We start from the raw sequence: 26,763 nt of genomic DNA on the forward strand, positions 1-26,763 counted from the left end.
TTGGCTAAAGCCGAATGAATTTTGTTTTCTAATTATTAAACGGGCTAAAGCACATTTCTATTGATAAATCAAACATTAAAGTCCCACCACAAAGCCGATATTCGGGATCAGACCACTGGAAAATACACTGGAGTTCTGTTTCCAAAGCACATTATACATTAATCCCAGCTGCATAAAGGAGTTATTTCCAATTCGCTGCATATAACCTCCTCCAAGATACAGAGCATTTTCTTCTGTATTGTATTTATAATCGTAGTATTTATCCTTGTAATCCACAAAATAATGCTGGTAGTTAGCCCCCACATAAAATGATCTGGCAAAATAATAATTGACAAAAGGGCCTACTCCAAACATGGTAGATTTATAATAATCAGAAGTCTGCCACGAAACACTTCCTATTACCCCGCCTTCAAAATCATTAGTAAACCTGTAGCCTACTCTTGGTGATGCAGATAGGTTAAAAGCGCTGTTACTTCCAAATCCTAATCCAATGCCTCCTCCAAAAGTCCACTTGCTGTTTTCCTGTACGGGTGCACCCACTGAAATTTGAGAAAAAACTGATCCTGAAGATATCAGCATCATTGAAATAATAAACTTTTTCATATTTTATATTTTTGGTCTTACAATTATATGCTCATCTGTTTCCATCTGCAGAGAGGTTGATAAAAAGATGACATATAGCTCTATCGTTTTTATCAATGTTTAAAATTATGGTTTTTTTACGAATTTATTTAGTTGTATTTTTGCCGAATCAAACTAAGAACTCCCGTTAAGAGTTTCGTAAAATTGAAATACAATGAAAATAGTAGTAGGCCTCTCCGGAGGTGTAGATTCTAGTGTTACAGCTTATTTGCTGCAACAGCAAGGCCATGAGGTAGTGGCTTTATTCATGAGAAACTGGAACGATGCTTCCGTAACACTTGAAGATGAATGTCCCTGGATTGAGGACAGTAATGATGCCCTTATGGTGGCACAAAAGCTTGGAATTCCTTTCCAGGTGATAGACATGAGTGAACTTTACAAAGAACGCATCGTTGACTATATGTTTGCCGAATACGAAAAAGGCAGAACTCCCAACCCTGATGTATTGTGTAACAGAGAAGTAAAATTCGATGTTTTTATGAAGACTGCCATGTCTTTAGGTGCAGATAAAGTAGCAACAGGACATTATGCAAGGGTAAATTCTACTTTTGACGAAAACGGTAAAGAAATTTTCCATCTTCTGGCCGGGAAAGATAATAATAAAGATCAGTCTTATTTCCTTTGTCAGCTCAGTCAGGATCAGCTTTCAAAAGCTTTGTTTCCTATCGGAGAACTTACAAAGCCTCAGGTAAGAGAAATTGCGAAAGAAATCGGACTGGTAACGGCAGATAAAAAAGATTCTCAGGGATTATGTTTTATCGGGAAAGTAAGCCTTCCACAGTTTTTACAACAGCAATTAAAACCTAACGAAGGTGAAATCGTAGAAATTTTCAAAGATTCTCCTTTATTTTCGGAAGAAAAACCTGAATTCTCCTCCAAAGAAGAGGAACTTGAGTTTTTATCCAAAAAAATCCATTATAAAAAATCTGACGGAAAAGTAATCGGGAAACATCAGGGAGCCCAGTTTTTCACGATCGGACAAAGCAAAGGACTTGGTATAGGCGGCCACAAAGAAAGCTGTTTTATCATCTCCAGAGATATGGAAAACAACATCCTTTTCGTAGGAGAAGGAAGCCATTTCCCGGGACTTCACAAAAAAGCTTTGAAAATAGACAATTCTGAACTGCACTGGGTGCGTGAGGATTTGAGACTTCAGAACGGAGGATCTATGGAAGTAATGGCAAGATTCAGATACAGGCAGCCTTTGCAGAAAGCAACCCTGTATCAGTTTGAGAATGCTTTTTATATTGAATTTGATGAGCTTCAGTCCGCTATTGCCGAAGGACAGTTTGCTTCATGGTATATCGATGAGGAACTGATCGGTAGCGGTGTGATTTCGTAAGAGATTCGGGGTACGGGATTCGGGTCATTGAGATTGTTTTTTTAAGAAAATATTTTTTTGAAATTTTTCTGTAACGTTTTTTAAGTTGTCATACATACTGAGTAAATAACAATAAAAAATACTACTATGAAAACATCTACAAAAAACCAGTATGCTTATGTAAACAATATTCTGATTGCAGTTGTATCCTCTATTTTCGGTTATAATCTTTATCAGGCCATTGTACATCCGGAAAACTCCAATATCGCGATCAGTCTTATTTTAGTCGTCCTGACTTCCGTTATGGTTCGAAAATATGGCTATCAGCCCGTAAAAGAAAAAAAGAAAGATATTTAATATCAACAACACATGATAAAGCCCGGAACATTTTTGTTTCGGGTTTGTTTTTAACAATAGATTCTACTTTATCTTTTCATTGACATGACCTGAGATAAAAATCAATGTAACAATACATTCTGCTATTAAGATCATAACCAGAAATCCAACTGGTTTTCCCAATATGATACCTCTGACAAACTTGATAATTCCCAATAAGAAAATTAATCCCACAAAATAAAATGTCGTTCCCCAAATGGTTTCTTTCAAAGAATTTAGAATGAAAAGCGAAGCATAAAATCCAAAAACCAGGATAAGATAGAACCTCAGAAAGTCTGGACCTTTAAGAATAATCGGATTAAATGTCTGCGTTACTGCCATAAGCCATATAAAGCTTATCACAACCGGAACTGAATGAATGATGAGTTTTTTCATAATAATTAGTTTTATTATCCTCCACAGCCTCCACAGCCCCCACAACCACCGCAGCCGCCTCCACAACCACCTCCGCCGCTGCAGCTTGATCCGCCACAACTTCCTCCGTCATTGTTTTGCTTATCTTTTCTGTTAGGATCAGAAACCTCCTGATCTCCTATAATTGAAACGATTGTTCCCAGAATGAAAATAATCCCAAATACGACTCCAGTAACCATTAATCCTGAAAAATTATCTCCTTCTGTACACGAAAATAGAAGCAGTAACACAAATATGGGAGCAAAGAAGGCCATTCTTCTCAGCCAGGATTGTACTTTTGACTTTTTCTTACTCTCTCTCCAGATTTCGTCTGGTGCTTCTTGCTGAAAAATCTGCCGATAACCTGTTAAAGTATCTTCAAACCAGTTCTGATGTTTTTCTTTTTCCGCATAGCCACCTTTCGAAGGATGATGATGAAGTGGTTTTTTTAAAATATGCGGACAGAATTCTTCCCAATAATTCTGGGTATAGATAAGATGCATATGCCAAACCTTATCAACTATCTTACTGGGAGAAGCTCCATGAGGAAGAGTACAACAGAGATAAACAAACTTTTTGTATTCTTCAATTGCTTTTCGTGTGAAATCAAGACTCCAGCGTTCTTCCTTTGCTAGTTTTTTTGAGAAAGGGAACTCGACACCGGGAACATCCAGAGAAAATTCCTGTATGCGGCTCCAAAGAGATTCGTCTTTTACTATCATTTTTGTTTCCATTGTTTTGATTTTTGTTTTCTATTCAAATATCAATGGATTATACAATATAAAAGTCTTTCAAAAATCTTTTTTAGTTTGATAAAAATCTTAAATTAGTCTTACAAATAAACACCATGAAAAAGGAAGATATTCTGCATCTTGAAAAGCTTATGAATTTCTTAAGCAGGCAATTTTTAAAGAAAAATCATTGGGAAGACGTTACCAAAACTGAATGGTCTTATATAAGTGCTGAACTGAATGAACTGATTATCAATGATCATTCAGAAAAAGAGATCAAAAAAAAGCCAGATCTTTTGGGTACTAATTATCTCTATGAGCATCTGATTATCAATAAGCTGAAGAAATTCAGACAGAATGAAAATGCAGTTCTGAGCAGACCCAACCTTGCTAAACTGAGTTTAATTGTCAAGGTTTTGGGTTATTCAAATTACATAGATTTTATTAACTCCAATACGGAAGCATTTAATTTCAATGATCTGAGGATTGATATGAATAATGCCAATATGAATACCGCGCTTTTAGACCGTTTAATAGGCTGCTGGTATTCTTACAACAGAAATCTGCCCGATAATCCTTTGATGGCAAAAGAAGACCGCATATGGCGTTCTGCCATGGAAATTTACAAGTCTGAAACCACCGGAGAATATTTTATTGAAAGAAGCGGTGGCGATCACCATAAATATTTCGGAAAGGTAACCGCTTATTCGGATTATGTGTTTATCATCATGAACAGCAATACATTTATTCGTCAAAGGCATTTCATTTCAAGGATAAAGGACATTAAAGAAAAACTTAAGAATCCGGACTATAAACTCCACGAAATCCACTTCATAAGTACCTGCATCAGTTTCAACCAGGAGCCTATTGCTTTGTTTGAAATTTTCAGAAAAGCGGACAGAAAAAACTTTATTTCTGATTCTATCAGTTTTCCCATTGACAGTGATGAGATCCCAGAATCAATTGTAAAACAACTTGAAGACACAGAATCTAACAGGATTGATTACAGATAGTTAAACAATAAAAGAGTGAAATTTTTAGAGATATTGAAAAATTATTGTAACGTTTTTAAAGTTGATATACTCACTGATTAAACAACAATATACCATCACTATGAAAACAACAATCAAACCCCCATATACATCTGCCAATAATGCACTTATTTTCTTCGTGTCCATGCTCGTTGGATACAATATCTATCAGGAAATTTTTCGCCCTGAGAAAGCTGACCTTATGTTATGTATCGTTATGATGGCTATCACTGCTATCACTGTACAGAAATATGGTGTTAAAACCAATGGAAAGCTATAAAAATAAACATCATTATCAATCTATATATCAAGACCCCGGAATAAAACTGTTTCGGGGTTTATTGTAATTCTTCTATGCTTAGAATACATTTAGATCCTAAAAATCAATTCATTACCACAATATTTATCTAACTTGATAGTTCTAAACATGAACCTTTCAATCGCTATGCTATGGAATATTATGAATTGTATGAAGTTTTGAAAAATCATTTTGATTCCGGAAAAAACAGGGCTGAACTTAAAGAACTGAATCTAAGCATTGAATCAATTTCATTTGAATCTAAGGTTTGCGACCTGCTTTACGGTTCAGAAAATCAACATTGCCACAAGCATCAGCAAACACTTGAAATCAACAAAAACGGCTATCTCTTTTATAGCCAGCCTGCAGTAGATATCAAAGATTTTGATATTGAATGCAATAAAAAGTTTGAATATCATATCCTGAAGAGAGCAGATATAGAAACAGCTAAAGAAGTTATCCTTTTCTTTCATGGCCTAAATGAAAAGAAATGGGATAAGTATCTTCCTTGGGCATATGAACTGGCCCAAAGAACACAAAAAGCCATCATATTATTTCCTATTGCTTTTCATATGGATCGTGCAGAACCGATATGGAGTGACCGCCATCACATGATGGAAGTGGTAAATTTCAGGAAGAAAAAGTATCCGGAAAACATGAATTACTCTTATGTGAATGCTGCCATAAGTTCCAGACTGGAAGCTCATCCTCAAAGAATGTTCTGGTCCGGTCTGCAGACCTATTCTGATATTACGGAAGTGGTAAAAAGTGTTAAAAACGGTCATCTTAAAAGTATTGCTCCGGATGCAAAACTGGATTTATTTGGATATTCGATAGGATCATTTCTGGCTCTGATTATCAAAATGGCAGATCCCCATCATTATTTTACCCGATCAAAAGTGTTTTGTTTTTGTGGAGGAATGACGATCGACAGGATGTTTCCTATATCCAAATATATCATGGATACTCAGGCAACCGTTAAAATGCAATCTGTTTTTACTGAATTATTAAGCTCTGATTTTAAATCGGATCCACGTTTGAAACATTATCAGACTGAAGCTTTACATCCACAGGAAAGCTGGTTCAAAAAAATGCTTCGCTACAATTATTTTCAGAAGGAAAGGGAGGAAAGAATTCAGGAAATCCAATCCCAGATCAAAGCCTATGTTTTGGAAAAAGACAGTGTTGCCCCTCCGATAGAAGCTTTAAATACATTGAAGGGCGGCTACAGGAATATCAATGTAGACATTGAAATCAAGGATTTCCCGTTTGAATATTCCCATATGGTTCCTTTTCCTCTTACCCATAAACATAAGAAAGAAGTTACGGAAGCCTTTCATCAGTTTGTAAAATCTGCCAGTGATTTTTATATGAATTAATTAGGTCACCATTTCAGGGATAAAATAGCGAAAGGAATAGTTTAAAAAATAATAATATAAGATCCATGGTGTTTGTTTTAGGTTAATTTTTATCAACTGACCAGCCAGTCTTTAAAATCTTTTACACGGTCTCTGCTGACAGTTATTTCCTCTTCAGGCTGAAACTCAAGGTCCACTTTGTAGTAAGGTGAAGTATGGATATTTTTAATATAATCTGAACTGATAATAAACTGCCTATTGACACGGAAAAACTTTTTTGTATCCAGAACATCTTCCAGCTCATCAAGGGTAAAATCTGATGGATAAGTACGGTCTTCCGTCTGAAGATAAACGATTTTATTCTCACTGAAAAAACAGCTTATCTCATGGGTTTGTATAATCTTAAGGTTATAGCCTATTTTAACCAGAACTCTAGAAAGGGTAGATTTTTCTTTTCTGATTAACTGTTTGATATCCTGAGAACCATTGGTGTCATTGGCAGGAATAAAGGATTTAAATTTCTCCACGGCTCCTTCCAGGTCTTCATCAAGAATAGGTTTTAAAAGATAATCAATGCTGTTCAGCTTAAAGGCTTTCAAGGTATATTGGTCAAAGGCTGTCGTATAAATAATGAAACCTTTGGTAGGTGCTTTTTCAAAGATATCAAAAGACAGTCCGTCACCCAAAACAATATCTGAAAAAATCAGCTGCGGATGTTCGTTTTCAGAAAACCAGGCAACTCCTTCTTCCACCGATTCTATTTTGGCAACTATCTCTATTTCAGGAAAATTATTCAACATTCTCTCTAATTTCCTTGAAGCAGGTTTTTCGTCTTCTATGATGACAGTTTTGATCATTGAGTTTTAATTTTGGTTTTCAGATTTTGGGAAATAAAGTTAGATAAAAGTGGACAGATTTTAATAGTTTATTGGCTTTTTCTCTTTTTTAAGCTCTTTTTCAATCATGTCTTTTTCCCATTCGGAATCAAAAAGAAACAGTTTTGCAGCTTTTACAAGAATGATAAATGCCCAAATTCCAAGGAGGGTATATCTGTCAAACCAATGAAAGCTAATCATCTTTTCGCCAAAAATATCATCAGGAATGAGAAGAAGAGCGAAGATGGCAAATATAAAAATGCTTTTATAGAATTTTCTAATGTTGTTCGTTTTTGTACTAGCAGTTTCGTAATCCATGATCGTGTAAGTTTTTAGTTATGATTATTGTTAGAATTTTTTTATTTTCTCTTTTTCCTCTTTCTCCATCAGTTCTTTTATTTTTCTTTCTTCCCAGCTTTTTCCGATTCCAAATACGCTGATGGCATGAAATGCAATTCCTATTCCCCATCCCAGTGCAGGCCATAAAAACCATAAGTATCCGGGAGCTGTCATAAGGTTCAGTATTGCTAGAAATGGAATCACAATACAATAAGAAGTAAGGTTTCCGTAAAACTCTTTTAATTCTTTTACTCTTCTGGATGCTTTTCTGTAAGCAATCGTCTCTTTATTTGGTAAAATTTCCATAATGTTTTGTTTTTAAAAGGTTAATTTGTTTTTTCTTGAATCAAAGGTAGTTCAGGAAAAGGGCACAAATCAATTTTACATTACCGAATGGTAGATTATGCTAGCCGAATCGTAAAAACCTGTCATTAATAGATAAAAGGGATCAGTTTCTTTGTGCTTTTTCTGTATTCAAGATACTCATCGCCAAACTGTTCTACCAAAGCCTGCTCTTCGATCTTAATCCTGTAGGCAAAAGCCAAAAACGGAGGTACAAAAGCAAAGAGTAATGACAGCCAGTTATTCAAATACAAACCTAGCCCAAGAGAGGTCAGCAGAGAAAAAGCATAGGAAGGATGTCTCAGATATTTATAAAATCCTTCTTTTTTGATTCTATGATCCTGTCTTATGGTAACATCTACAGTAAAATATTTTCCCAGAGATCTGATGATTACATATCTGACAATAATCCCGATAAGAATAAAAAACTCACCAAGATATAGAATCCAACTACCGCCAGCCATCGGAAAATGAGTATTATAGGACATGAATATTGAACTTGCAATAGAAAATGGAATGGCCAGCCATAAGATATTCAAGGTTGATTTATCTTTGTTCTTTTGATCTTCTTTACCGGATTTCAGCATATTCTTGTACAGAAATTCCGAGAGAAACCAAGCGGCCATTGAAATATAAAACAGAGTTGACAAAGTATTCATCTTCAATAAATTTAAAGTTAAAAGTATTTTGAAAAAGACAATTTCTTTAGTGATCTTTCTGTTTATCCATCAGTTCCTTGATCTTCTTATCTTCCCATTTTCTGATAAAATTAACCTGGGGCAGAAAAACGGTAACCGCATGGGCTGCAAGCCCTATTCCCCAGAAAGTTGCTGTGAAAAAGTTTTTGAACTGAAAATAACTTTCACCAGGTTTCAGGTGCATACAATTATAGACAACAATCAGAGCATTCACTGCGATATAAGCAAATAAATGTCCGTAAAATCCACGCAGTCTTTCTACTTGCCTTCTTGCCCGTTGATATTCAATATCGTTTTCGTTAAATGTTCCCATGGTTCTATTTTTTTTGTTTGTTCATAATTTCACGAATCTTCTTTTCCTGCCAGGATTCTCCTACTCCAAACACCTGAAATGCGTGGGAAGCAACGCCTATTCCCCATCCCAATACAGGAAACCAGAACCAATGATTTCTGTTGCTCGTAAAAAGATTAATAAAGATTAAAAAGGCACTTATGGTACAGTAAGAAATAAGGTTCATATAAAAACTCTTAATCTCTTTTACTCTCTTTTGCGCCCGTTGATAAGCCGCAGAATCATCTTCAGGTTTCGAGGTGGAAACTTGTGGTTTAGCCATCAGCATTGGAAGTCTTACTTTAAAATGATCTTCGGATTTTTCTATGAATACATTTCGTTCTGTAAGAAGGGAATAACGCTGTACAATGTTAGCAAGACCAATTCCCGAGCTTTCTTTGATCTGTTCTCTGACCTGCAGATTATTTTCAATGCAAAGCGTATTTCCGTCTGAAAAAATTCTGATGGTCAAAGGTTTTGATGATGTCGCAAAATTGTGCTTGATACAGTTTTCCAACAGTAACTGCAACGCCAATGGAACTACATATTTCTGATAGTCTTCCTTGGGAACATCAAAAGTGAAATCTACACTGTCTTCAAACCTTGTTTTTAAAAGTTCACAATAGGTTTTGGCAAATTCTATTTCATCTTCTACTGTTACCAGCTCTTTATCTTTCTGTTCAAGTACATACCGGTAAATCTTTGACATAGAAGCAGTAAACTTTTGTGCCTGTCTTGGGTTTTCGTCAATCAGAGAGCTTAAAACATTCAAGGAATTAAAAAGAAAATGAGGATCCAGCTGATTTTTTAAACTTTCAAACTGGGCATTTGCTGATTTGGCAATAAGCTTCTGCTCTACGACTTCTTTTCTGGAATTCTTTTTAAGCTCTTCCATAAAGCTCTTAGCATGAAGAAAAGCAGAGATCAGAAGAGCAATATTAATCATGAACCAATTGGTTACCCCATACTTTGAAGAGAAAAACTCTTGTATAGTAGCCGTTTTCTGAATCACCACATAGTTCATGTAATTGCAGAAATAGACCAAAATAAAGTTCCCGATGATGATAGAAATAATACTTAGAACAGCTCTCGTTCGGGTCGCTTCTGACCAGGGAAACTTTTTGTTGAGGAATTCATTGATAAATCCGTTTCCAAATCCCAATACAAAAGAATACATGGTTGAAAGAAGCAGCGTGATCAGAAAAGTCTGCAAAGTCTTTTCATTATTAAAAAATAAAAAGAAAAACAAAGTGGTTCCTAATGACGTCCAAAGTAATATTTTAAAGTATTTACGCTTCATGATCTGTTTTCTTGACTCAAAATTAGTTTTTATTAAAGGTATCAAAAATTAATTGTTACCGAAGGGCTGATTTTCTTCTCTGAACGGTATAAAAAAACCTTCACGAATGAAGGTTAATGGATATAAATACAGTGAAAACTATTTTGCTTTTTCAACAGGTAAGCTTAAGAAATAATCTGCTTCTCCTTTTCCCCAGCTGGGATCTAAAGCCGTCTTAGGTTTGTATGCTTTAAATTTTGCCTGAGCATCTTTAAACATTTCCAATCCTTTGGTTTTGCTTCCTCCGTACTGTTCCGGTGTAAAATACACATCTTCTGCCTTGATAAGAGCAATTCTCGGATTTGAAGGATCTAATTTCTCTGCAATGCTCATTTCCTCAGCAGCTCTGGCACCATCTGTCATATAACGTTGTGCAGGGTTCACCATCATTCTCAGGGAATAAGACATTTTTCTCAGTAAGTGTATTTCCGCATTATCAGTTCCGGCAAGATTCTGAGCCATAGAAAGGTGTTTTTCAGCCTGATCTGCGATACCATCCAATTCCTGCATTTTGCCGTCTCTCATCAGGGTTCTTCCTTTTTGGATATAAGAAAATGCAGCATAGTAAGCAGGAAGCCATTTTGTGCTTTCTTTACTTCCTATTCTCTGGAAATCATTTGCCAGAGTCTGGAAATCTTCTGAGGTTTTGCAGGTTTCAATTCTGGCTATTTTTTCAGACATTATTTTATCATAATCTGCCTGTGCAAAAGCAGTTAAGCTCACAAAAGCTAAAGCAAAACTTAAAAGGTATTTTTTCATGATATCAAATTTTAAAAGTGAGTTATATTTGTTTGTTCTAAGATATGTTTTTATAAATTATTATTGATGGCATCATCTGTTTTGTCTACTCCAAAACTTATAAATGCTCCAATGAATACAAAAGTGTTGACTGGCGGAACGATGGCTGAGCTTCTGGATCCATTAGCAGAGAAATTGTAACCATATACATTTTTTGATCCTAAAATATTACTGATACTCAATACAAATACCGGAAACGCTTTTGCATCTTTTTTACCGATATTGGGAAGATAATTAATACTGAAATTCAAAGCATTGTAATCTTTTAATCTTCCTTCTGTTCGGGTATAATTAACGGTCTGTCCGTTTTCAAATTTGGAAGCGATATCGTAGTAAGGACGTCCTTTTGCATACGTATAAGATAAATTCACTCCCAGTTTCCATTCCGGAATAAATCTTTTAGCCACTGCCGAAAGGGTATGTTCAGCGGCAAAACTTGGCTGCAGGCTTACCGGATAATTAAGAAAATCTCTTTTTGAATCCAGGTATGAGTAACTGATCCAATAATCAATATTTTCAAATGTTTTTTTATTATCTCTCCAGAAGAATTCCACTCCTTTTGCATATCCGTATCCACTGTTGTTTAAAGCAGACTGAGTTTGCTGATTTTGCTCCTTATCCGGGTTAATATTAAAAGTTTTGATCAACTGATCGTATTTTTTGTAAAACGCTTCAAAACGTAGAGTTCTGCCCTCTGAAGCTCTCTGAACCTGAAAAATATAATGTTGAGATTGCTGAAAGCCAAGATTTGCAGGACCATTGATGTACTTGCTTTCCGGGTTTTGGTAGAAAAGTCCGTACGCTAATGAGGTTGTCCAATCTTTTGCAAGGCGGTATGCGATCGCAAAACGAGGAGCAATATTGTTCTTTCCTAAAAATGAGGAATGCTCTGCTCTTACTCCTATCTTCGCTGACAATGCATTACTGAATCCAAGATCCGTTTCCACGAAGGCCGCAGAGATTAAATCTGTATAATGTTTCTGTACAGCTTCAAAATTCAGATTTTCATCGGTATTATTCAGTTCAATTCCTCCTCTTACCGCACTGATTCTGTTGATTTTTCTTTCCAGAACAGCTTTGAAATTCAGATAATTTCCATCAGTCAGAAGCTGGCTTCTGTTCGCTTCAACCTCATTCGTTTCTGTAGAAAAATGAAGGTCAGATTTATTGTATGAATAAGAACCACCCACATTCAGAAGATATTTTCCAAATTTCTGTTTAAATGACAGATTATGAAAAGTATTTTTCCCGTTCAGTTTTACCAGGCTGAAATCGGATCCGGGTTCAAGGCTTTCTGACCTTACCCCCATTTTATTGGAATTAAACATTCCATAGTATTTAAAGAAACCTCCTGATTTTGTTTTAAATCTGAAATTCACATCTCCGTTAAGTCCTTGTGGTGCTTCAAAAAAATCTGTATTAAAGTTAAATACTTTTTGCATCAGGCTTAAAAGAGAATACCCTGCCGTAGCGCCATAGGAATAGTTTTTATTATCTCCCAGCTTTTGAAATCCGGCACTCAGGAAAATAGGTGAAACACCTAAACTGTAAGAACTCTCATCCGGAAGATCAACACTTTCCAGCATCAATGCTCCTGAAAGAGCCTGCCCGTACAGCGCAGAATAGCCACCACTTGAGAAGATATTTCCTTTAAAAAGAGAAGTATTGAACTGATCTCTTCCAGCAATCCCCGGAACAGAGTTGGAAAAATAATTGTTGATAAGACTACCGTCCATAAAAATTTTAGATTCCGTTCCTGTACCTCCACGGATAAACAGTCCTTCCGTCCCTCCTACTTTCTGCACTCCCGGAAGATAGGTCAATGCTGAAGAAATCTGTCCGTCTGCTCCTGCCGTTGTATAAATATCAATGGGAGTAAGCAGCGCTGTTGCTCTTTTCTTATCGCTGGCTTCAATAGATCCGGCAGAAACCACTACTGCATCAATCTCGCTGATCTGCTCTTTAAGATCAATATTCAGCGAAACATCTTGGTTTTCAATAGAAATATCTCTTTCTACATTTTCATATTTAGGATGGGCAAACGTTATTTTGTGAGGTCCTTTTTCCGAAGTTTCAAAGGTAAAATTACCCTGAGCATCTGTGGTAGCACCGTCATAGGTATCTTTTAAAGTCACGTTTACTTCACTTATTCCTTTATTTTTGAAGGATACTTTTCCTGATATTTTCACCTGGGAATATCCCATAATGGAGGTGAGAAGGAGAATCAGAAACAGGATGTTTTGTCCTTGTGTTTTCATTTTTATTGTTTTCTGGATCAAAAATAGGATGAGAAATACCTTTTTGTAAAAAAATTATTACCGAAAGGCATTCTTTTGCTTCCGAATGGTAATTACTGAACCGGAATACAAAAATCCACGATCATCTTTCCCTCCGGATGTTCTTTAAAATTGGTGTGATAGATTTCATAGGGAAAGGTTCTTCTTGTAGAATAATTGTTTTCATTCATCCATAAAAACAAAGAAACCCAGCACTGCTCAAAGTCGGCGAGAGTAACTTCACCGCTTCCCACAATGTATTTTCCGCCATGTATTGTTTCGGGAAATATTTCGCCCTCGTGTTTTGAGAGTCTTTCATCCAAAAGCATACAGGCATGGATTCTGACTTTATCGAGAGGTGTTATTTTGCAGCTGTCATGATACACAGAAATCATTTTCAGATTCTCCCGTGGAAAAAGGTTTTTGCTTTTTGCCCATTCTATTAAATGGTTGAAAGAAGGCTCTACGTTACCTATTCCAAAGCTCATCACGGATGCCAGATTCATTTCAGGCATTTGTTTTACTTCGATTTTTAAATTCATTTTAGTCCAGTTTAACAGGTTTTCAATATTACAAATGTATTGGCTGAAAACTGTATCCACTTGTCCATTCTTGCTTTGTTTTTGTATAATCTTACAAAAATTCTCAGGAGCTGATTGGCGGAATTTTGTTGGAGCAAGACCATAATATTTTTTAAATGTCTTGCAAAAAACTGAATGGTTAGAGAAACCCAGATCCCAATAGATATCTTTGATTTCCCTATTTTTATGAACCGCCAGATGAAGGGCACTTTTTTCTATTTTCTTTCTGGTAATATAATTCTGAAGGGTTTCCCCTGTAACCAGCTTAAATATTCTGTGAAAATGAAACGGTGAATAGGCACTTACCTCTGAAACTTTTTCCAGAGACAGATTCGCATCAATATGACTATCAATATATTGAATTATTTTTACAATCCGTATTTTATATTCTTCCACTTCAAAGTTGTTAGTTCACAAAGATATTTTTCCATAGCGGAATTAAGTTGTCTTTTATTGCTATTATCAGAGCCCTGTTTCATTTTTTATAGTAAAATATCTTCTTCAATGCATTTAATAATCGGCATCACTTCTTTAATTTTCTGATCTGAAGAGGCAATACAGCTATGATACTCTTCATGAATGAAAATCTCTTTGGTAAAGAACTTTTCATCCATAATACGGCATTCATTATTTATTATTTCAAAAGAATCCAGAGGAAGCATCATTCCGGCTCCGTGGGCCTTTATTACGGCTTCTTTTCGTGTCCAATACATGAAAAATTGTTTCATCTTATCCTCAGAATTTTGGATTTCCTGAAGCTCTTTGTCGGTCATTTGAAATATAAAATCCTGATAGCTAATTTTCTGATCATTAAATTCAACATCTATTCCCAAGGGATATTCTGCAATAGCACAGGCAACAAGGTCTTTGGAATGGGATATATTAAAATGAAGATCATTTCCTTTTAAATAAGGTTTTTTGTTAGTGAGAACACCTGTTTCAATATCAGAAATGTTATAAAAAGTCTTTAATCCATATTGTAAAAGGATTTTTCCCAGCAAGGAAAGCTGAGCATCCTGCCATCTCCTGTATCTCAGAATATTCTGTTTACTTTCCTGAGAAAAAACAGGCAGATATCTGTCAAGAAGAGACTGGTGATTTGCTTCACTAATGAATGTATACAGAATAATCATGCTCTATTTTTTCTTACTGCAGATACTGGATTAATAGGTTACTTTCTAAAGACTAAAAATAAGCTTTTTTTCGCCTCTTTTTAAAGAAGTTACCCTTCAGACAACCTTTCAGAATTTAAGGACAAAACAGGCTGTATTAAAGCAATCATTCAAACTAAGTTTTTCAAAAAAGAGTGAGATCATAAAGCCTTTTGGAAAATCTTTTTTAAATTTATCGTAAAATCACTATAAATCATTTAACAAATGAAAGTACAAACATTAGCATTATTGGCGGGATTTGCAGTTTTTGCCGTTTCGTGCGGAACAACAAAAACATACTCGGTAAATGCCAAAAGCGGAACACAGACAGGAGGAACAGCGAAGTTTACTCAAAATGGAAATGAAGTAACAATGAAGCTGGATATTACCAACCTTACTCCTGGAATCCATGCAGTACACATTCATGAAAAAGGAGACTGCTCTGCAGCAGACGGAACGTCTACCGGTGGACACTGGAATCCTTCCAAGAATGATCATGGTAAATGGGGAGCTGAACACTTCCATATGGGAGATATAGGAAACCTGGTTGCTGATCAGAACGGAACAGCAACATTAACTTTCAAGACAGACAAGTGGTGTCTTGGCTGTACTGATGAATCTAAAAACATCATCGGAAAAGGTCTTATTGTACATGCAGCAGCGGATGATTTCCATACCCAGCCTACCGGAAATGCCGGAGGAAGAGTGGGATGTGTAGAAATTAAGTAATCTACTGTATTCAATAAAAAACCGCTAATGAAAAATTAGCGGTTTTTTTATGTTTAGGATTTAGCTCCCATATCTGATACAATATTCATTGCTTCCTGCAGGTAAAGATCTTTTTTCAGATTCTTGATCCACATTTCAGATTTTTTCTTGAAAGCTTCGTCTTTTTTCTCTCTTTCAATTTCACTTGGATACATCATGAACTGAAGTCCGTTTTCAAATTTTGTCAAAGCTTTGAACTTTTCAATCTGAGATTTTCTGTTCTTCATCAGCTCGTTGAACTTGGTGATATTCAAAGTGATATTTTCTTCTTTATCCAGTTTTTCTCTCCATTGAGCAGATTCTAGTAACAACTGATAATTGCTGTTTTTAGCCATTCTGTCTGCACTTGCTTTCTCCAGCGCCTGGATGTTGAAATAATTCAGTTTCTGGAATTTTGTAGGTGGAATTTTATCCCAAGCCAGTGCATAATCATCATATCGTTCTCCTACTTCAGCATACGTAAAGAAGTCTTTCATCTGGATATCAGACACGATTCCTTTTCTCTGTGTAGATTCTCCGGTAATTCTGTAGAACTTCTGAATTGTCAGTTTTAGAGATCCGAAATCATCTTCAGTGTTCAGGAATCTGTTCAGGTCAACAAAAGTCTGAACGGTACCTTTTCCGAATGACTGCGGAGATCCGATAATCATCGCTCTACCATAATCCTGCATTACTCCTGCAAGGATTTCTGAAGCTGAAGCGGAAAGTTCATTTTGCATGATAACCAACGGACCTGTCCAGATTGGAGTTTCATTTTTGTTCTTAAGCGTCTGTATTTTACCGTTTCCGTCTTTCACCTGAACGTAAGGACCTGCTTCCATGAAAAGTCCCATGATATCTCCTACTTCCGTTAAGGAACCTCCTCCATTATTTCTAAGGTCAAGAATAATTCCCTGAATGTTCTGTTCTTTAAGCTTAATGATTTCATTTTTGATATCATCAGAAGCATTTCTTCCTTTGGCATTTTCAAAATCAGCATTAAAGCTTGGCAGATTGATGAAGCCGTATTTTTTTCCAGTTGGAGTATTCACCACAATACTTCTTGCAAAAGTATCTTCAATAGCAACCTCTTCACGGATCATGGTTACATCTTTAATGGTACCGTCTTTTTTCTGAACAGTTAATGTTACCGGAGTTCCTTTCTCTCCTCTGATTAATCTTACCGCTTCATCAGAAAGCATTCCTACCACATTTACAGCATCTTCTTTCGGTTTTGATCTTACTTTCAGGATTTTATCTCCTTCTGAAAGCTGCTTTGATTTCCATGCCGGTGCACCAATGGTAAGTGCTCCCAAGTAAAGATTTCCTTTTTTCTCCTGAATCAGAGCTCCTATACCAATTACTTTTCCTGTAAACTGAGTATCAAAATCTTCTTTATCTTTTGGAGAATAATAGTTTGTATGTGGATCGAATACTTCTGTATACGCATTCATATACACGGTAAACCAATCCATTTTCTTTCTCTTTTTGAATCTTGTGAAAGTATCTTTTACAAGGTCTTTTACTTCATCAGTCGCTTTTTTGATCTTTTCGTCCTGAGTAAGTGGCTTAAACTTGATAGTATCTTTCAGTTTGTATTTCTGAACAGAATCTTTCTTTTCTTTCTGAGCCTCTTCTTTGCTGTTCATCGACTCAACTTCCTGAAGGATGTTGTATTTGATGAATTTTTTCCACTCATTATACTGTTCCTGTTTGTTGGCAGGTACTTTTTTTAGTTTGGGCTCAAGAGTAAGCGTTTCATCTTCCTGAAGATTGATGGGTTTGCTGAAAATATCCTGCGTGATTTTATCAATCTCATCTACTCTTTGGTAGAGTCTGTCAATCGTAAGCTTATAGAATGTAAGATCACCTTGTCCGATATAGTCATCAAGCTTGGTTTCATGCTTGCTGAATTCATCCATATCAGATTGCAGAAAATATCTTTTCGCTGGATCTACCAATTCGAAATAATGCTTATAAACATCCTTCGAATAGGCATCATTGATAGATTTCGGGCTATAATGCAGATAAGAAAGTGTGTTTTTTACGCTCACCATTATCGTCTGCATCTTTTCATCGTCATTCTGTGGCGAGTTGAAACAAAACATTAGACTGGTTAATGGAATCAGGAGTAAAAATTTATTCAGTTTGAAATTTTTCCACATAAACTGTCTTTATTTATTAATTTTTTTAAAATAAGTATAATAATTAGTAGCAGTAAGTTTGGTACTGTTACAAATGATCAAATTTAATACCTTATTTACAAATATCGACAGTTTTGATCATTTTTATTTAAAGAGATTTGCAAATAATCAAGACAGTATGAGTCATTTCCTATTATCAGACAGTTTCATTATAAAATGATACTGACCATTCCTTTTGTCAGGCATATCCAGATTTTAATTTTTTAATCAAAAAACAAAAAACACATACCACAAAAATCAATTTTAACCCATAAAGGCATAAAATATGCAGAGAATTTACCATACAAATTCAAAATATTAAGTCATGAAAAGTTTATTATGGTTAGTAGCAGTCATCTGCATCGTTGTTTGGCTATTGGGAATGTTAGGAGTCGTTCCTGGAATGAGCACAGGTTATTTAATTCACGTTTTACTGGTCATTGCCATTATTGTTATTCTTTATAATATCATTTCCGGCAGAAAACCTCTCGACTAGTTTATTATTTTGTATAACCACTTAAATTAAAACTGAAATGAAATTCATATTAAATTTCCTTCATTTCAGTTTTATTTTCTGCACTAGTTGTTTTTCTTTATCTATGCTTTGTTCTTCATTCTATTAGTCAAAGTATGAGAATTTTATTTCTCTTCTTGCTACAGCCATTCCCAATCCGGTATTTTATTGCGTCTGATTTTTACCTACATTTGATGTGTTGAAAATCTATTTGTTCAATTCTGAAAATGAACAAACTCATTCTATTTAAATAAAAAATTAAAGATAATTTATGGAAAGACCACTTATTCTGGTGACTAATGATGACGGAATTACAGCTCCTGGTATCAGAAATCTTATCAGTTTTATGAATGAAATCGGAGAAGTAGTGGTTGTAGCACCCAACTCTCCTCAAAGTGGAAAAGGCCACGCTATTACTATCAATTCTACCCTAAGTTACGAAGAAGTTACCCTGGATGGCCCGCAGACAGATTTTTCTTGCAGCGGAACTCCTGTAGACTGTGTAAAAATGGCTCTTGATAAAATTCTGACCAGAAGACCTGATATTGTAGTTTCAGGGATCAATCACGGAGCAAATTCTTCTATCAATGTAATCTATTCCGGAACAATGTCTGCTGCGGTAGAAGCTGGTGTAGAGGGAATTCCTGCTATTGGATTCTCATTACTGGATTTCAGCTGGGAAGCGGATTTTAGTCAGGCTAAGGAATTTATTCAGAATATTGTAAGAAGAACATTGGAAAACCCAATGCCAAAAGGAGTTGTACTGAACGTAAATATTCCTAAACTTCCAGCAGAAGAGATTAAGGGAGTAAAAGTCTGTAAACAGGCCAATGCCAAATGGGAAGAAAGCTTTGACGAAAGAATCAATCCGCACGGTAAAAAATATTACTGGCTAACCGGTTATTTCAACAATATGGATGACTCTGAAGATGCTGATGAAACAGCATTGGCTAACGGATATATTTCTATTGTTCCGGTAAAGTTTGACCTGACAGCTTATGAGTATATGAAAACATTGGAAGAAGTGATGACTTTTGAAAATATAAAAGAAGTAAAATAACCAAAGAGATATAAAAGCGTGAAATTGGATTTCACGCTTTGTTTTTGTATTGTTAAAATAATACTTTATCTTCTTTCCTGAGTTCTTCCAGATAAGCCTTTTTTTCATCTCTGTAAAAAAGGTTCATGGTTTCAAAAGGGATTAACTTCAGGTCTTTATTGACAATATGTACGCAAGACTTCTTCACCGCTCTTACATCAAAATCATGAGCATCCATAAAGTTCATGATAATTATTCTGAAAAGGTTATCATAGTCAAGATCCGGAGCACAAACATCCGGCAGACAGCACAGTAACTGATTGATTTTAGGCTGAACTTTATCTACGGAAATTCCGGTACTGAAAATATCCAGCAGCTGCATATGCAACCCCTTATCCTGTTCGTAAACAATGGTATTCCTTGACTCATTATTCAGAAGATCTGCAGGATTGATATATCGGGTTAAAGGAATTGTTTCGCCCTGAAGTTTCAAGATATATCCCATAGCAAGCGCGTCCGGATTACATGGAACGGGAATAATATCATCAGAATTTAATAATGGAAACTGATTGATAATTTCCTGTCTTACCTCCGTTAAGGTAATTTTTTCATGAGCAGAGTCTTCCCGGTTTCTTCCGGCAATTTCAACAGGCTGGAAGGTAATTCCTCTTACGCACTTCTGTTTCAGGGCAAATTCTATAATTTTTCCTATTTCATCAATATTTTTACCTTTTTGAAGGACAATCACCAATGTGGTAGAAAGGTTAAGTTCATTGAGTTTTTCCAGCGCCTTCATTCTGACTACAGTAAGATCCTTTCCTCTGAAATCTTCCAGAACTTCAGGTTTGAATGAATCAAACTGAAGGTAAACTTCAAACTCAGGAGCATACGTCGCCAATTGTTCTGCAAATCCCGGATCATTGGCTATTCTGATTCCGTTGGTGTTCAGCATCAGATGTTTGATCGGTTTTGATTTGGCAATATCCATAATTTTGAAAAATTCCGGATGGATTGTAGGTTCTCCTCCACTGATCTGCACCACGTCCGGTTCCCCTTCATTTTTTACAATAACATCAAACATAGCCTCAATTTCTTCCAGACTTCTGTGACTTCCATAATGGGGTGAGGACATCGCATAACAGGTGGGACAGGTCAGATTACAACGATCTGTAACTTCTACGATAGAAAGACAGCTATGCTGTTCATGATCTACACATAGTCCACAATCATAGGGACAGCCATATTCCACATCGGTTCCGAAATGAAGGGGCATTTCAGAGGCTTTATTATAGTTTCTTATATTTTTATAATACTGTACATCAGAAGCTATTTTTGTTTTAAAAAATCCATGATCCGGACATCTTTTGGTCATAAAAACAGTTTCATCCTCAATAATGATTTTGGCACCTACCCTTTTAAGACATTCCGGGCAAAGACTGATTGTATAATCGTAATAAGTATAATTTCTTACTGGCATAGCAAATTTTTTAAAGTCCTCCGCAAATATAACCGCTGATCAATCCACAGATCAGAAGGGAGATAAGCATAGTCTGGATAAATTGTTTCCTGGTGAATTTCCGGTCTTCTTTTCTTTCATAAATAAGTTTTGTAATAAAAGCGACGATGAGGGAAAAAACCAGTGCTATCAAAATAATTGCACCAATAATCATTATCACTACCCCAGCCAGATTGAGATTCCCTTCTAAAATAGTTAATGTTTTCATCTTGAATATTTCAAATATAAAGATCCGGTATTTTTAATTTTATAAATGTAGTAAATAATTACACAGATACACACCATTTGAATCGTACCCATATTTCCAATGATTTCTACCCTTGGTTTTATAAAATCCAAAAGGAATCTGAATGTAAAATAGCTGAGCATAAACAGCTTAAATATAAAACCGGAAGGGTATTTTTTACTACTCTGAATATACTTTAATCCAATCCAAAGAAGAATTAAAAAGGCTATTTCATACAAGGCAACAGGATGTCTGAGATATTGGTCCCCCAAATGCATTCCAAAAACAGAATCAGTAGGAATACCATATGTTTCTTCATAAACCCCTGTAAGAAAACACCCTATTCTGCCTATAATCATGGCCAATATCAGGGGAAAAACAATAAGATCTCCCGTACTTTCTTTATGATGTACAATCTTTTTTGCCAGCTCTACTCCCATTAAACCAAAAGCCAGTCCGCCTACAATAGTATTGTTTGACCAGAACTTTCTGATAGAAAAATTTTCAAATAATGCATAAGGGTTTTCAAGATTACCAATCAGCTTGGAACCTATCAAAGCTCCGGCAGTAGCACCAATTAAAACTGCAGCAGAAGTATTGAAAGAAAGTTTTTCCTTAGACTTACGTTTCAGATAAAAATAATATCTCATGCCCAGAAACATTCCGGCAGCCTCAAAAAGCGGATGTGCAAGGATTGTTTTGCCGAAAATATGAAATGTTACAGGAAAATCCATTATTTCAAAAATACACTATTTCATATTATTCACTACCTTTATTCTGACAAATAATTACAAAATGCGTATAGAATATGACATAAAACTGGGGTTCAAGGATGTAATGTTCCGCCCTAAACGTTCTACTTTAAAATCCCGTTCAGAAGTTGATTTACAAAGAGAATTTACCTTTAAGCATACGAAGAAAAAATGGACAGGAGTTCCCGTAATTGCTGCCAATATGGATACGGTAGGAACTTTTGAAATGGCCGTAGAGCTGGCAAAAGAGAAAATTATTACTGCAGTTCATAAACATTATACTCCTGCTGAATGGAGCCAGTTTCTGGACAGCCAGCCTGAAAGTATTCATCAGTATATTGCTTTGAGTACCGGAACAGGAAAAGCAGATGAAGAAAAAATAAAACAGATTCTCGAAAAGCACCCAAAAATTGAGTTTCTCTGTATAGATGTAGCCAATGGATATTCTGAGCATTTCGTTGAATTTGTGAAGAAAGCAAGGGCCAATTTCCCGGATAAAATTATTATGGCCGGAAATGTGGTTACCGGAGAAATGGTGGAAGAGCTTCTATTGGTAGGTGCAGACATCATCAAAGTAGGCATTGGCCCCGGATCAGTATGTACTACCAGAGTAAAAACCGGAGTTGGATATCCTCAGCTTTCTGCAATCATAGAATGTGCTGATGCGGCTCATGGACTGGGCGGACATATCATCGCTGATGGCGGATGTAAAGTTCCCGGTGATGTAGCAAAAGCCTTTGGTGGAGGTGCAGATTTCGTCATGCTGGGCGGAATGTTTGCCGGACATGATGAAAGTGGCGGAGAAATGATTGAAGAAAACGGTAAAAAATATCGTTCTTTCTATGGAATGAGTTCTAAAACAGCCATGGACAAACATTCCGGAGGCGTAGCAGAATACCGTGCTTCTGAAGGAAAAACTGTGAAAGTAGCCTATAAAGGGCCGGTTTCAGACACTGTAAAGGATATTTTAGGAGGTGTAAGATCCACATGTACTTATGTAGGTGCTTCGAAGCTTAAGGAACTGTCCAAAAGAACAACTTTTATAAGGGTTCAGGAACAGGAAAACCAGGTTTTTAAGGACTAGAAATAAAATAAAAGGCTTTAGATAAATTTTCTAAAGCCTTTTATTATTCTTTTGTTCTGATGTATTTTTTATTGAAATATTTTTCAAGCTGATCATTTACATAGGTTTTTTCCTCTTTTACAGAAGCCATTTCATCCATATGTAAAATTCTTGGAACTTCTTTTATTTTGTCTACCACCACGGAATCCTGAGAAGAGTTTTTAATCATATCAACTCTTTCATTCATCTCTCTTTCATATTCCTTAAGATCTGTAGCCAAAAGCTCCATGACTATATTTTCACCATTAAGATCAATATTAAAATAAGAATATTTCTCCGGGAAAACTTTGAGCTCAGGAAGGAAAATAATGAAAAGGGAAATCCACCAAAGTTTTTTAATTTTTTCAAATTTAAAAAAGACAATCAGTGAAAAGGTAATTAAGAAATAGAAGATAATACTTTCAAACTGCCTCGCGATAGAGGTAAGAATATACCCTGTAAATAACAAAGGAATCAATGAAACCATCCAGAATAAAACAGCTTTTTTAAAGGTTATCTGACTGGTTATTTTTTTGAGTTCTTCTTCAAAAACCATCATCAATAAAGGGAGTATTAAAAGAACTTTAGCTGTAACATAGAGTGTATTGGCTCCAAAAAGGCCTATTCTTTTTGCCCATTTTATAATTCCTTGTTCGGTTTCACCCATCCTGTTGAAGTTCCCTGGTGCAAGAAAACTTACCATTAAAAAGACGCTTGCAGTCAATACCAAAGTCAGGTTTTTTTTATTACGTTTCTGATAATAAGACACCAACAGAATTCCCCATATAATCAATGCCAGAATTTCATTAGAACCCATCAGCATTACGACAAGCAGTATGGAAAGATAAAACCATATATATTCTCCTGTATCTTTATTTTTTTTAATAAAATAGAGTAAAATACCCGCTAAAATTGCAGGAACGAAGTAGATATTGGAACCTGTGATCCAGAAGTAATGTTCAGGCAGGCTTACCAGAAGTATGGTATAAAAGAAAAATAGAAGAAAGCCTTTTTTAATAGACTCTTTGAAAGAATAGTTGAAATATTCTTTCAAGTTTAGTGCAGAAACTCCAATAAAGGAAAGCATTAAAAAAACAGGATAGATTTTCGGAACAATATTTTTACTGTCATAAAAGACAGGATTAAACATATTAATAGAATATCCGAAATACCTTCCGCCCCATGTTGTATAGGTATCTATAAAACATTGCAGCAATCCTAATTTTCTGGTAGAATAGGAGCAAAAATAATCATCGGTCTGATATACATTAAAGAAACTAATGTATGCCAGACCGATGCCTATTAAAACTGACAAGAATAATACTATATTCTGTGCTTTTTTCATTTTTTAAGTTAACATTCCACCGTCAACGTTTAATGTCTGTCCGGTAATGTATGCTGACATTTCGCTGCCTAAGAATACACAAGCATTGGCGATATCTGCTGGCTGTCCTCCTCTCTTCATTGGAATTTCTTCTCTCCATCCCTGAACTGTTTTTTCATCCAGAACAGCAGTCATTTCTGTTTCAATAAATCCGGGTGCAATCGCATTACATCTGATATTTCTTGATCCTAACTCCAGTGCCACAGATTTTGTAAATCCGATTACCCCAGCTTTAGAAGCTGCATAGTTGGCTTGTCCGGCATTACCTTTCACACCTACTACAGAAGTCATATTGATGATAGATCCTGATCTTGCCTTCATCATCGGCTTGATTACCGCTTTTGTAAGGTTGAAAACTGAATCTAAGTTTACTTTGATTACTTTATCCCAATCTTCTTTGGACATTCTCAATAACAGGTTATCTTTTGTAATCCCTGCATTGTTTACCAAAATATCAATCTGTCCGAACTCTGCCATTACATCTTCCACCAATTTCTGTGCTGCATCATAATCTGATGCGTCAGACTGATATCCCTTAATTTGGGTTACAGAACTTAAAGCTGCTTCTAATTCTTTTGCTTTGTCTACAGAGCCAGCGTAGGTAAATGCCACTTTTGCTCCTTGTTGAGCAAACATTTCAGCGATACCTTTACCGATTCCTCTTGTAGCTCCGGTAATTAGTGCTACTTTTCCTTCTAATATTTTCATATCTATTGACAATTATTTTCTTTTATAACTCGTTCAGCTTGTGACAGCTGCCTCTTCATGTTTCTACAATTCCTTTCTGGAATTAAACGGTTTGCAAAGATATTATAAAATGTTATTCAACCCATTTAAATTGTCAAAATACTACTATTTTTTTTGATGATTATCAGGATTTTCATTAAAGTTGACCAAGATTATTTCTAAATCTGGTGAAGTAAATAAAGTCTGTTTTTTTACTCTTATCCAGTCTTAATACCTCTTTTTGCCAGAAATATTTATCATAAATAATTTCTTTCAAAGGCTCATTCTGAAAATTGGAAACTCCGAATTTTCCTTCTTTTTTAACGACAATTTCGTTTTCAGCATTCCCGAATGTGATAATATCTTCGTAAACAAAGGGTACAATTTCTTTTCCTTTCCCATCCAGAATTCCATATAAATTGCCTGTATTTCTGCAGACCAAAGGTTTTGAATACTGATTAAGAGGATTAAAATATTCAACATCTTCATTTTTTATCTGGCTGATATTCTTCAATTCAGATAATGACTGATCTTCCAAAGAAAACCTGTAGTACCGATTCTCTTTTCCAACAATAAGATTATCAGGATAAAAGCCCAAAATCTGAACTCCGGTTTCTACCATATTTTTAAGATTTTTATCAAGAAATTTCTCTTCATTTCCTTTTTTAAGGTAAATAAAGTCTTTTCCTGAAATGGTAAAACTTCTGATAAAATCATATTCCAGAGGAAGAATAATATTTCCTTCCAGGTCTATAATTCCAGATTTCTTTATCTTATCATTGTAGACACTGAAATAATTATTCAATAAAGGATTTAAATATTTAAAAGCCTGTGCATACAGCTTCTTGTCTTTTTTACTGAAAACTGTTGTTTTTCCTTTTTTTGTAAGATAGATATACTCTTTTTTACCAAAGTATTCAGGGGTGATATCGTTATAGATTTCGTCAGCAATTGTATCTCCATCAGCATCAATCAAGCCATATTTTCCTGTAGCCTTATTTTGGGTAATCAGATAAGGATAGGCATTGATATCGACCACTTGTTTTGAAAATTTGTGCAGAGTCTGGCCATTACTTCCAACAATTTCTTTTTCGTTGTCTTCATTGATGATTAGTGCTCTACCCTCATCAAAGCTATAATCTTCTTTAAATTCACGATTGCTGAGCTGTTTTCCATTAAGGTCATACAAAAACCATTTTTTATCTTTTAAAACAAAAAGTCTGTTCTTACCTGAAAAACGGATTTTTTCAGAATAAGGAATGATTTCCTTTCCGTTAAAATCATAGACCGCTTCTGTATTCTTTTTTGATGAAATAATACAATCTTCACTCCACCACGGTGTATTAAACTCTTGATCGTTCAGGGGAATAAGTTCTATCCCTTTTTCGTCAATAACAGCTGATTTTCTACTATTTCCTTCTTCAGAATAAAGGATAAACCGGTTTTTGAAAACATGCAGAATACTTCCTTTGTAAGGAGATTCAAATGTTATAGTTCCTAAAGAATCAACAATTCCCTGTTTCTTGTAACCAGTATCATAGAATGTTCCATATCCCTCCGAATAAGAACTGATTTCTTTCCCTGTTTTTTTCGACAGGATTACCTTCATATATTGGTTAGTCTGTGCTGTACAGACTACAGAACACAATACAAAAACTAATTTTTTCAAAGAAA

Annotated in this window: 29 protein-coding genes; 9 read left to right on the plus strand and 20 right to left on the minus strand. The window is 35.5% G+C overall.

Annotation, left to right across the window (positions count from 1 at the left end; translation table 11 throughout):
- Positions 1–75 precede the first annotated feature (75 nt).
- Positions 76–603 (minus strand): hypothetical protein, encoded by a 528-nt coding sequence (locus REB14_RS23075; RefSeq protein WP_079243718.1) that lies wholly within the window; start codon positions 601–603, stop codon positions 76–78.
- 193 nt (positions 604–796) lie between these two features.
- On the opposite strand from REB14_RS23075, the gene mnmA reads away from it, so the two are divergent.
- Positions 797–1,984 carry a tRNA 2-thiouridine(34) synthase MnmA gene (gene mnmA, locus REB14_RS23080; protein ID WP_079243717.1) on the plus strand — a complete coding sequence of 396 codons (1,188 nt, stop codon included), beginning with the start codon at positions 797–799 and terminating at the stop codon, positions 1,982–1,984.
- Positions 1,985–2,110: 126 nt separating this feature from the next.
- The gene (locus REB14_RS23085; RefSeq protein ID WP_079243716.1) at positions 2,111–2,320 is read left to right on the plus strand and encodes a hypothetical protein; all 210 of its coding nucleotides are present in this window, start codon (positions 2,111–2,113) and stop codon (positions 2,318–2,320) included.
- 63 nt (positions 2,321–2,383) lie between these two features.
- Here the strand turns inward: REB14_RS23085 and REB14_RS23090 are convergent, their stop codons facing one another.
- Both REB14_RS23090 and REB14_RS23095 read right to left on the minus strand, forming a co-directional pair.
- The gene (locus REB14_RS23090; RefSeq protein WP_309523397.1) at positions 2,384–2,734 is read right to left on the minus strand and encodes a DUF2207 domain-containing protein; all 351 of its coding nucleotides are present in this window, start codon (positions 2,732–2,734) and stop codon (positions 2,384–2,386) included.
- Between the two features lie 14 nt (positions 2,735–2,748).
- Complete coding sequence (locus REB14_RS23095; protein ID WP_309523398.1) at positions 2,749–3,486, minus strand: glycine-rich domain-containing protein; 738 nt, start codon at positions 3,484–3,486, stop codon at positions 2,749–2,751.
- Positions 3,487–3,599: 113 nt separating this feature from the next.
- Here REB14_RS23095 and REB14_RS23100 point away from each other — a divergent pair, with 113 nt between their 5' ends.
- The 3 genes from REB14_RS23100 to REB14_RS23110 all read left to right on the plus strand — a co-directional run bounded on the left by REB14_RS23100 (position 3,600) and on the right by REB14_RS23110 (position 6,191).
- Positions 3,600–4,496: a hypothetical protein gene (locus tag REB14_RS23100; protein ID WP_079243713.1), complete on the plus strand. Its 897-nt coding sequence runs from the start codon at positions 3,600–3,602 to the stop codon at positions 4,494–4,496.
- A gap of 100 nt (positions 4,497–4,596) precedes the next feature.
- Positions 4,597–4,794 carry a hypothetical protein gene (locus tag REB14_RS23105; protein ID WP_145953323.1) on the plus strand — a complete coding sequence of 66 codons (198 nt, stop codon included), beginning with the start codon at positions 4,597–4,599 and terminating at the stop codon, positions 4,792–4,794.
- A 170-nt stretch (positions 4,795–4,964) separates the two neighbouring features.
- Complete coding sequence (locus tag REB14_RS23110) at positions 4,965–6,191, plus strand: DUF6051 family protein (RefSeq protein WP_079243712.1); 1,227 nt, start codon at positions 4,965–4,967, stop codon at positions 6,189–6,191.
- Positions 6,192–6,283: 92 nt separating this feature from the next.
- Here REB14_RS23110 and REB14_RS23115 read toward each other — a convergent pair whose 3' ends face one another.
- The 10 genes from REB14_RS23115 to REB14_RS23160 form a co-directional block, all read right to left on the minus strand.
- On the minus strand, positions 6,284–7,027 hold the full coding sequence (locus REB14_RS23115) for a LytR/AlgR family response regulator transcription factor (protein WP_081906405.1): 744 nt from the start codon (positions 7,025–7,027) through the stop codon (positions 6,284–6,286).
- A gap of 60 nt (positions 7,028–7,087) precedes the next feature.
- Positions 7,088–7,363: a 2TM domain-containing protein gene (locus REB14_RS23120; protein WP_079243710.1), complete on the minus strand. Its 276-nt coding sequence runs from the start codon at positions 7,361–7,363 to the stop codon at positions 7,088–7,090.
- A gap of 30 nt (positions 7,364–7,393) precedes the next feature.
- On the minus strand, positions 7,394–7,690 hold the full coding sequence (locus REB14_RS23125) for a 2TM domain-containing protein (protein ID WP_079243709.1): 297 nt from the start codon (positions 7,688–7,690) through the stop codon (positions 7,394–7,396).
- A gap of 125 nt (positions 7,691–7,815) precedes the next feature.
- A complete protein-coding gene (locus tag REB14_RS23130) occupies positions 7,816–8,385 on the minus strand; it encodes a methyltransferase family protein (protein WP_079243708.1) in 570 nt (189 codons plus the stop codon).
- Positions 8,386–8,431: 46 nt separating this feature from the next.
- Complete coding sequence (locus tag REB14_RS23135; protein ID WP_309523399.1) at positions 8,432–8,737, minus strand: 2TM domain-containing protein; 306 nt, start codon at positions 8,735–8,737, stop codon at positions 8,432–8,434.
- 4 nt (positions 8,738–8,741) lie between these two features.
- Positions 8,742–10,055 (minus strand): 2TM domain-containing protein, encoded by a 1,314-nt coding sequence (locus REB14_RS23140; RefSeq protein WP_079243706.1) that lies wholly within the window; start codon positions 10,053–10,055, stop codon positions 8,742–8,744.
- 138 nt (positions 10,056–10,193) lie between these two features.
- A complete protein-coding gene (locus tag REB14_RS23145) occupies positions 10,194–10,853 on the minus strand; it encodes a hypothetical protein (protein WP_079243705.1) in 660 nt (219 codons plus the stop codon).
- A gap of 50 nt (positions 10,854–10,903) precedes the next feature.
- Positions 10,904–13,150 (minus strand): TonB-dependent receptor, encoded by a 2,247-nt coding sequence (locus tag REB14_RS23150; protein ID WP_309523400.1) that lies wholly within the window; start codon positions 13,148–13,150, stop codon positions 10,904–10,906.
- Positions 13,151–13,242: 92 nt separating this feature from the next.
- A complete protein-coding gene (locus REB14_RS23155; protein ID WP_079243703.1) occupies positions 13,243–14,145 on the minus strand; it encodes an AraC family transcriptional regulator in 903 nt (300 codons plus the stop codon).
- Between the two features lie 86 nt (positions 14,146–14,231).
- Entirely contained in the window at positions 14,232–14,882 is a 651-nt protein-coding gene (locus tag REB14_RS23160; protein ID WP_079243702.1) for a 4'-phosphopantetheinyl transferase family protein, read from the minus strand.
- Between the two features lie 243 nt (positions 14,883–15,125).
- On the opposite strand from REB14_RS23160, the gene REB14_RS23165 reads away from it, so the two are divergent.
- Positions 15,126–15,629: a superoxide dismutase family protein gene (locus REB14_RS23165; RefSeq protein ID WP_062672846.1), complete on the plus strand. Its 504-nt coding sequence runs from the start codon at positions 15,126–15,128 to the stop codon at positions 15,627–15,629.
- 53 nt (positions 15,630–15,682) lie between these two features.
- Here the strand turns inward: REB14_RS23165 and REB14_RS23170 are convergent, their stop codons facing one another.
- Positions 15,683–17,812: a carboxy terminal-processing peptidase gene (locus REB14_RS23170; protein WP_079243701.1), complete on the minus strand. Its 2,130-nt coding sequence runs from the start codon at positions 17,810–17,812 to the stop codon at positions 15,683–15,685.
- A 343-nt stretch (positions 17,813–18,155) separates the two neighbouring features.
- On the opposite strand from REB14_RS23170, the gene REB14_RS23175 reads away from it, so the two are divergent.
- The gene (locus tag REB14_RS23175) at positions 18,156–18,326 is read left to right on the plus strand and encodes a lmo0937 family membrane protein (protein WP_110008970.1); all 171 of its coding nucleotides are present in this window, start codon (positions 18,156–18,158) and stop codon (positions 18,324–18,326) included.
- 289 nt (positions 18,327–18,615) lie between these two features.
- The gene (gene surE, locus REB14_RS23180) at positions 18,616–19,404 is read left to right on the plus strand and encodes a 5'/3'-nucleotidase SurE (RefSeq protein ID WP_309523401.1); all 789 of its coding nucleotides are present in this window, start codon (positions 18,616–18,618) and stop codon (positions 19,402–19,404) included.
- Positions 19,405–19,456: 52 nt separating this feature from the next.
- Here the strand turns inward: surE and REB14_RS23185 are convergent, their stop codons facing one another.
- The 3 genes from REB14_RS23185 to REB14_RS23195 are packed head-to-tail and all read right to left on the minus strand — an operon-like array spanning position 19,457 to position 21,859.
- Positions 19,457–20,860, minus strand: coding sequence for a radical SAM protein (locus tag REB14_RS23185; protein ID WP_079243699.1), 1,404 nt, complete (start codon positions 20,858–20,860; stop codon positions 19,457–19,459).
- A 10-nt stretch (positions 20,861–20,870) separates the two neighbouring features.
- On the minus strand, positions 20,871–21,107 hold the full coding sequence (locus REB14_RS23190) for a hypothetical protein (protein ID WP_079243698.1): 237 nt from the start codon (positions 21,105–21,107) through the stop codon (positions 20,871–20,873).
- Positions 21,104–21,859 (minus strand): prolipoprotein diacylglyceryl transferase, encoded by a 756-nt coding sequence (locus tag REB14_RS23195; protein ID WP_309523402.1) that lies wholly within the window; start codon positions 21,857–21,859, stop codon positions 21,104–21,106. The genes REB14_RS23190 and REB14_RS23195 overlap by 4 nt, the downstream gene beginning before the upstream one ends.
- 61 nt (positions 21,860–21,920) lie before the next feature.
- Here REB14_RS23195 and REB14_RS23200 point away from each other — a divergent pair, with 61 nt between their 5' ends.
- Positions 21,921–22,961, plus strand: coding sequence for a GMP reductase (locus REB14_RS23200; RefSeq protein WP_309523403.1), 1,041 nt, complete (start codon positions 21,921–21,923; stop codon positions 22,959–22,961).
- A 43-nt stretch (positions 22,962–23,004) separates the two neighbouring features.
- Here the strand turns inward: REB14_RS23200 and REB14_RS23205 are convergent, their stop codons facing one another.
- The 3 genes from REB14_RS23205 to REB14_RS23215 all read right to left on the minus strand — a co-directional run bounded on the left by REB14_RS23205 (position 23,005) and on the right by REB14_RS23215 (position 26,758).
- Positions 23,005–24,324 (minus strand): DUF6056 family protein, encoded by a 1,320-nt coding sequence (locus REB14_RS23205; protein ID WP_309523404.1) that lies wholly within the window; start codon positions 24,322–24,324, stop codon positions 23,005–23,007.
- Between the two features lie 3 nt (positions 24,325–24,327).
- The gene (gene fabG, locus REB14_RS23210; protein ID WP_034694056.1) at positions 24,328–25,071 is read right to left on the minus strand and encodes a 3-oxoacyl-[acyl-carrier-protein] reductase; all 744 of its coding nucleotides are present in this window, start codon (positions 25,069–25,071) and stop codon (positions 24,328–24,330) included.
- A gap of 175 nt (positions 25,072–25,246) precedes the next feature.
- Positions 25,247–26,758, minus strand: coding sequence for a WG repeat-containing protein (locus tag REB14_RS23215; RefSeq protein WP_309523405.1), 1,512 nt, complete (start codon positions 26,756–26,758; stop codon positions 25,247–25,249).
- Positions 26,759–26,763: the final 5 nt, after the last annotated feature.

Origin of the sequence: Chryseobacterium metallicongregator, from assembly GCF_031324065.1 — a bacterium.
In the GTDB taxonomy this organism is placed as follows: domain Bacteria; phylum Bacteroidota; class Bacteroidia; order Flavobacteriales; family Weeksellaceae; genus Chryseobacterium; species Chryseobacterium metallicongregator.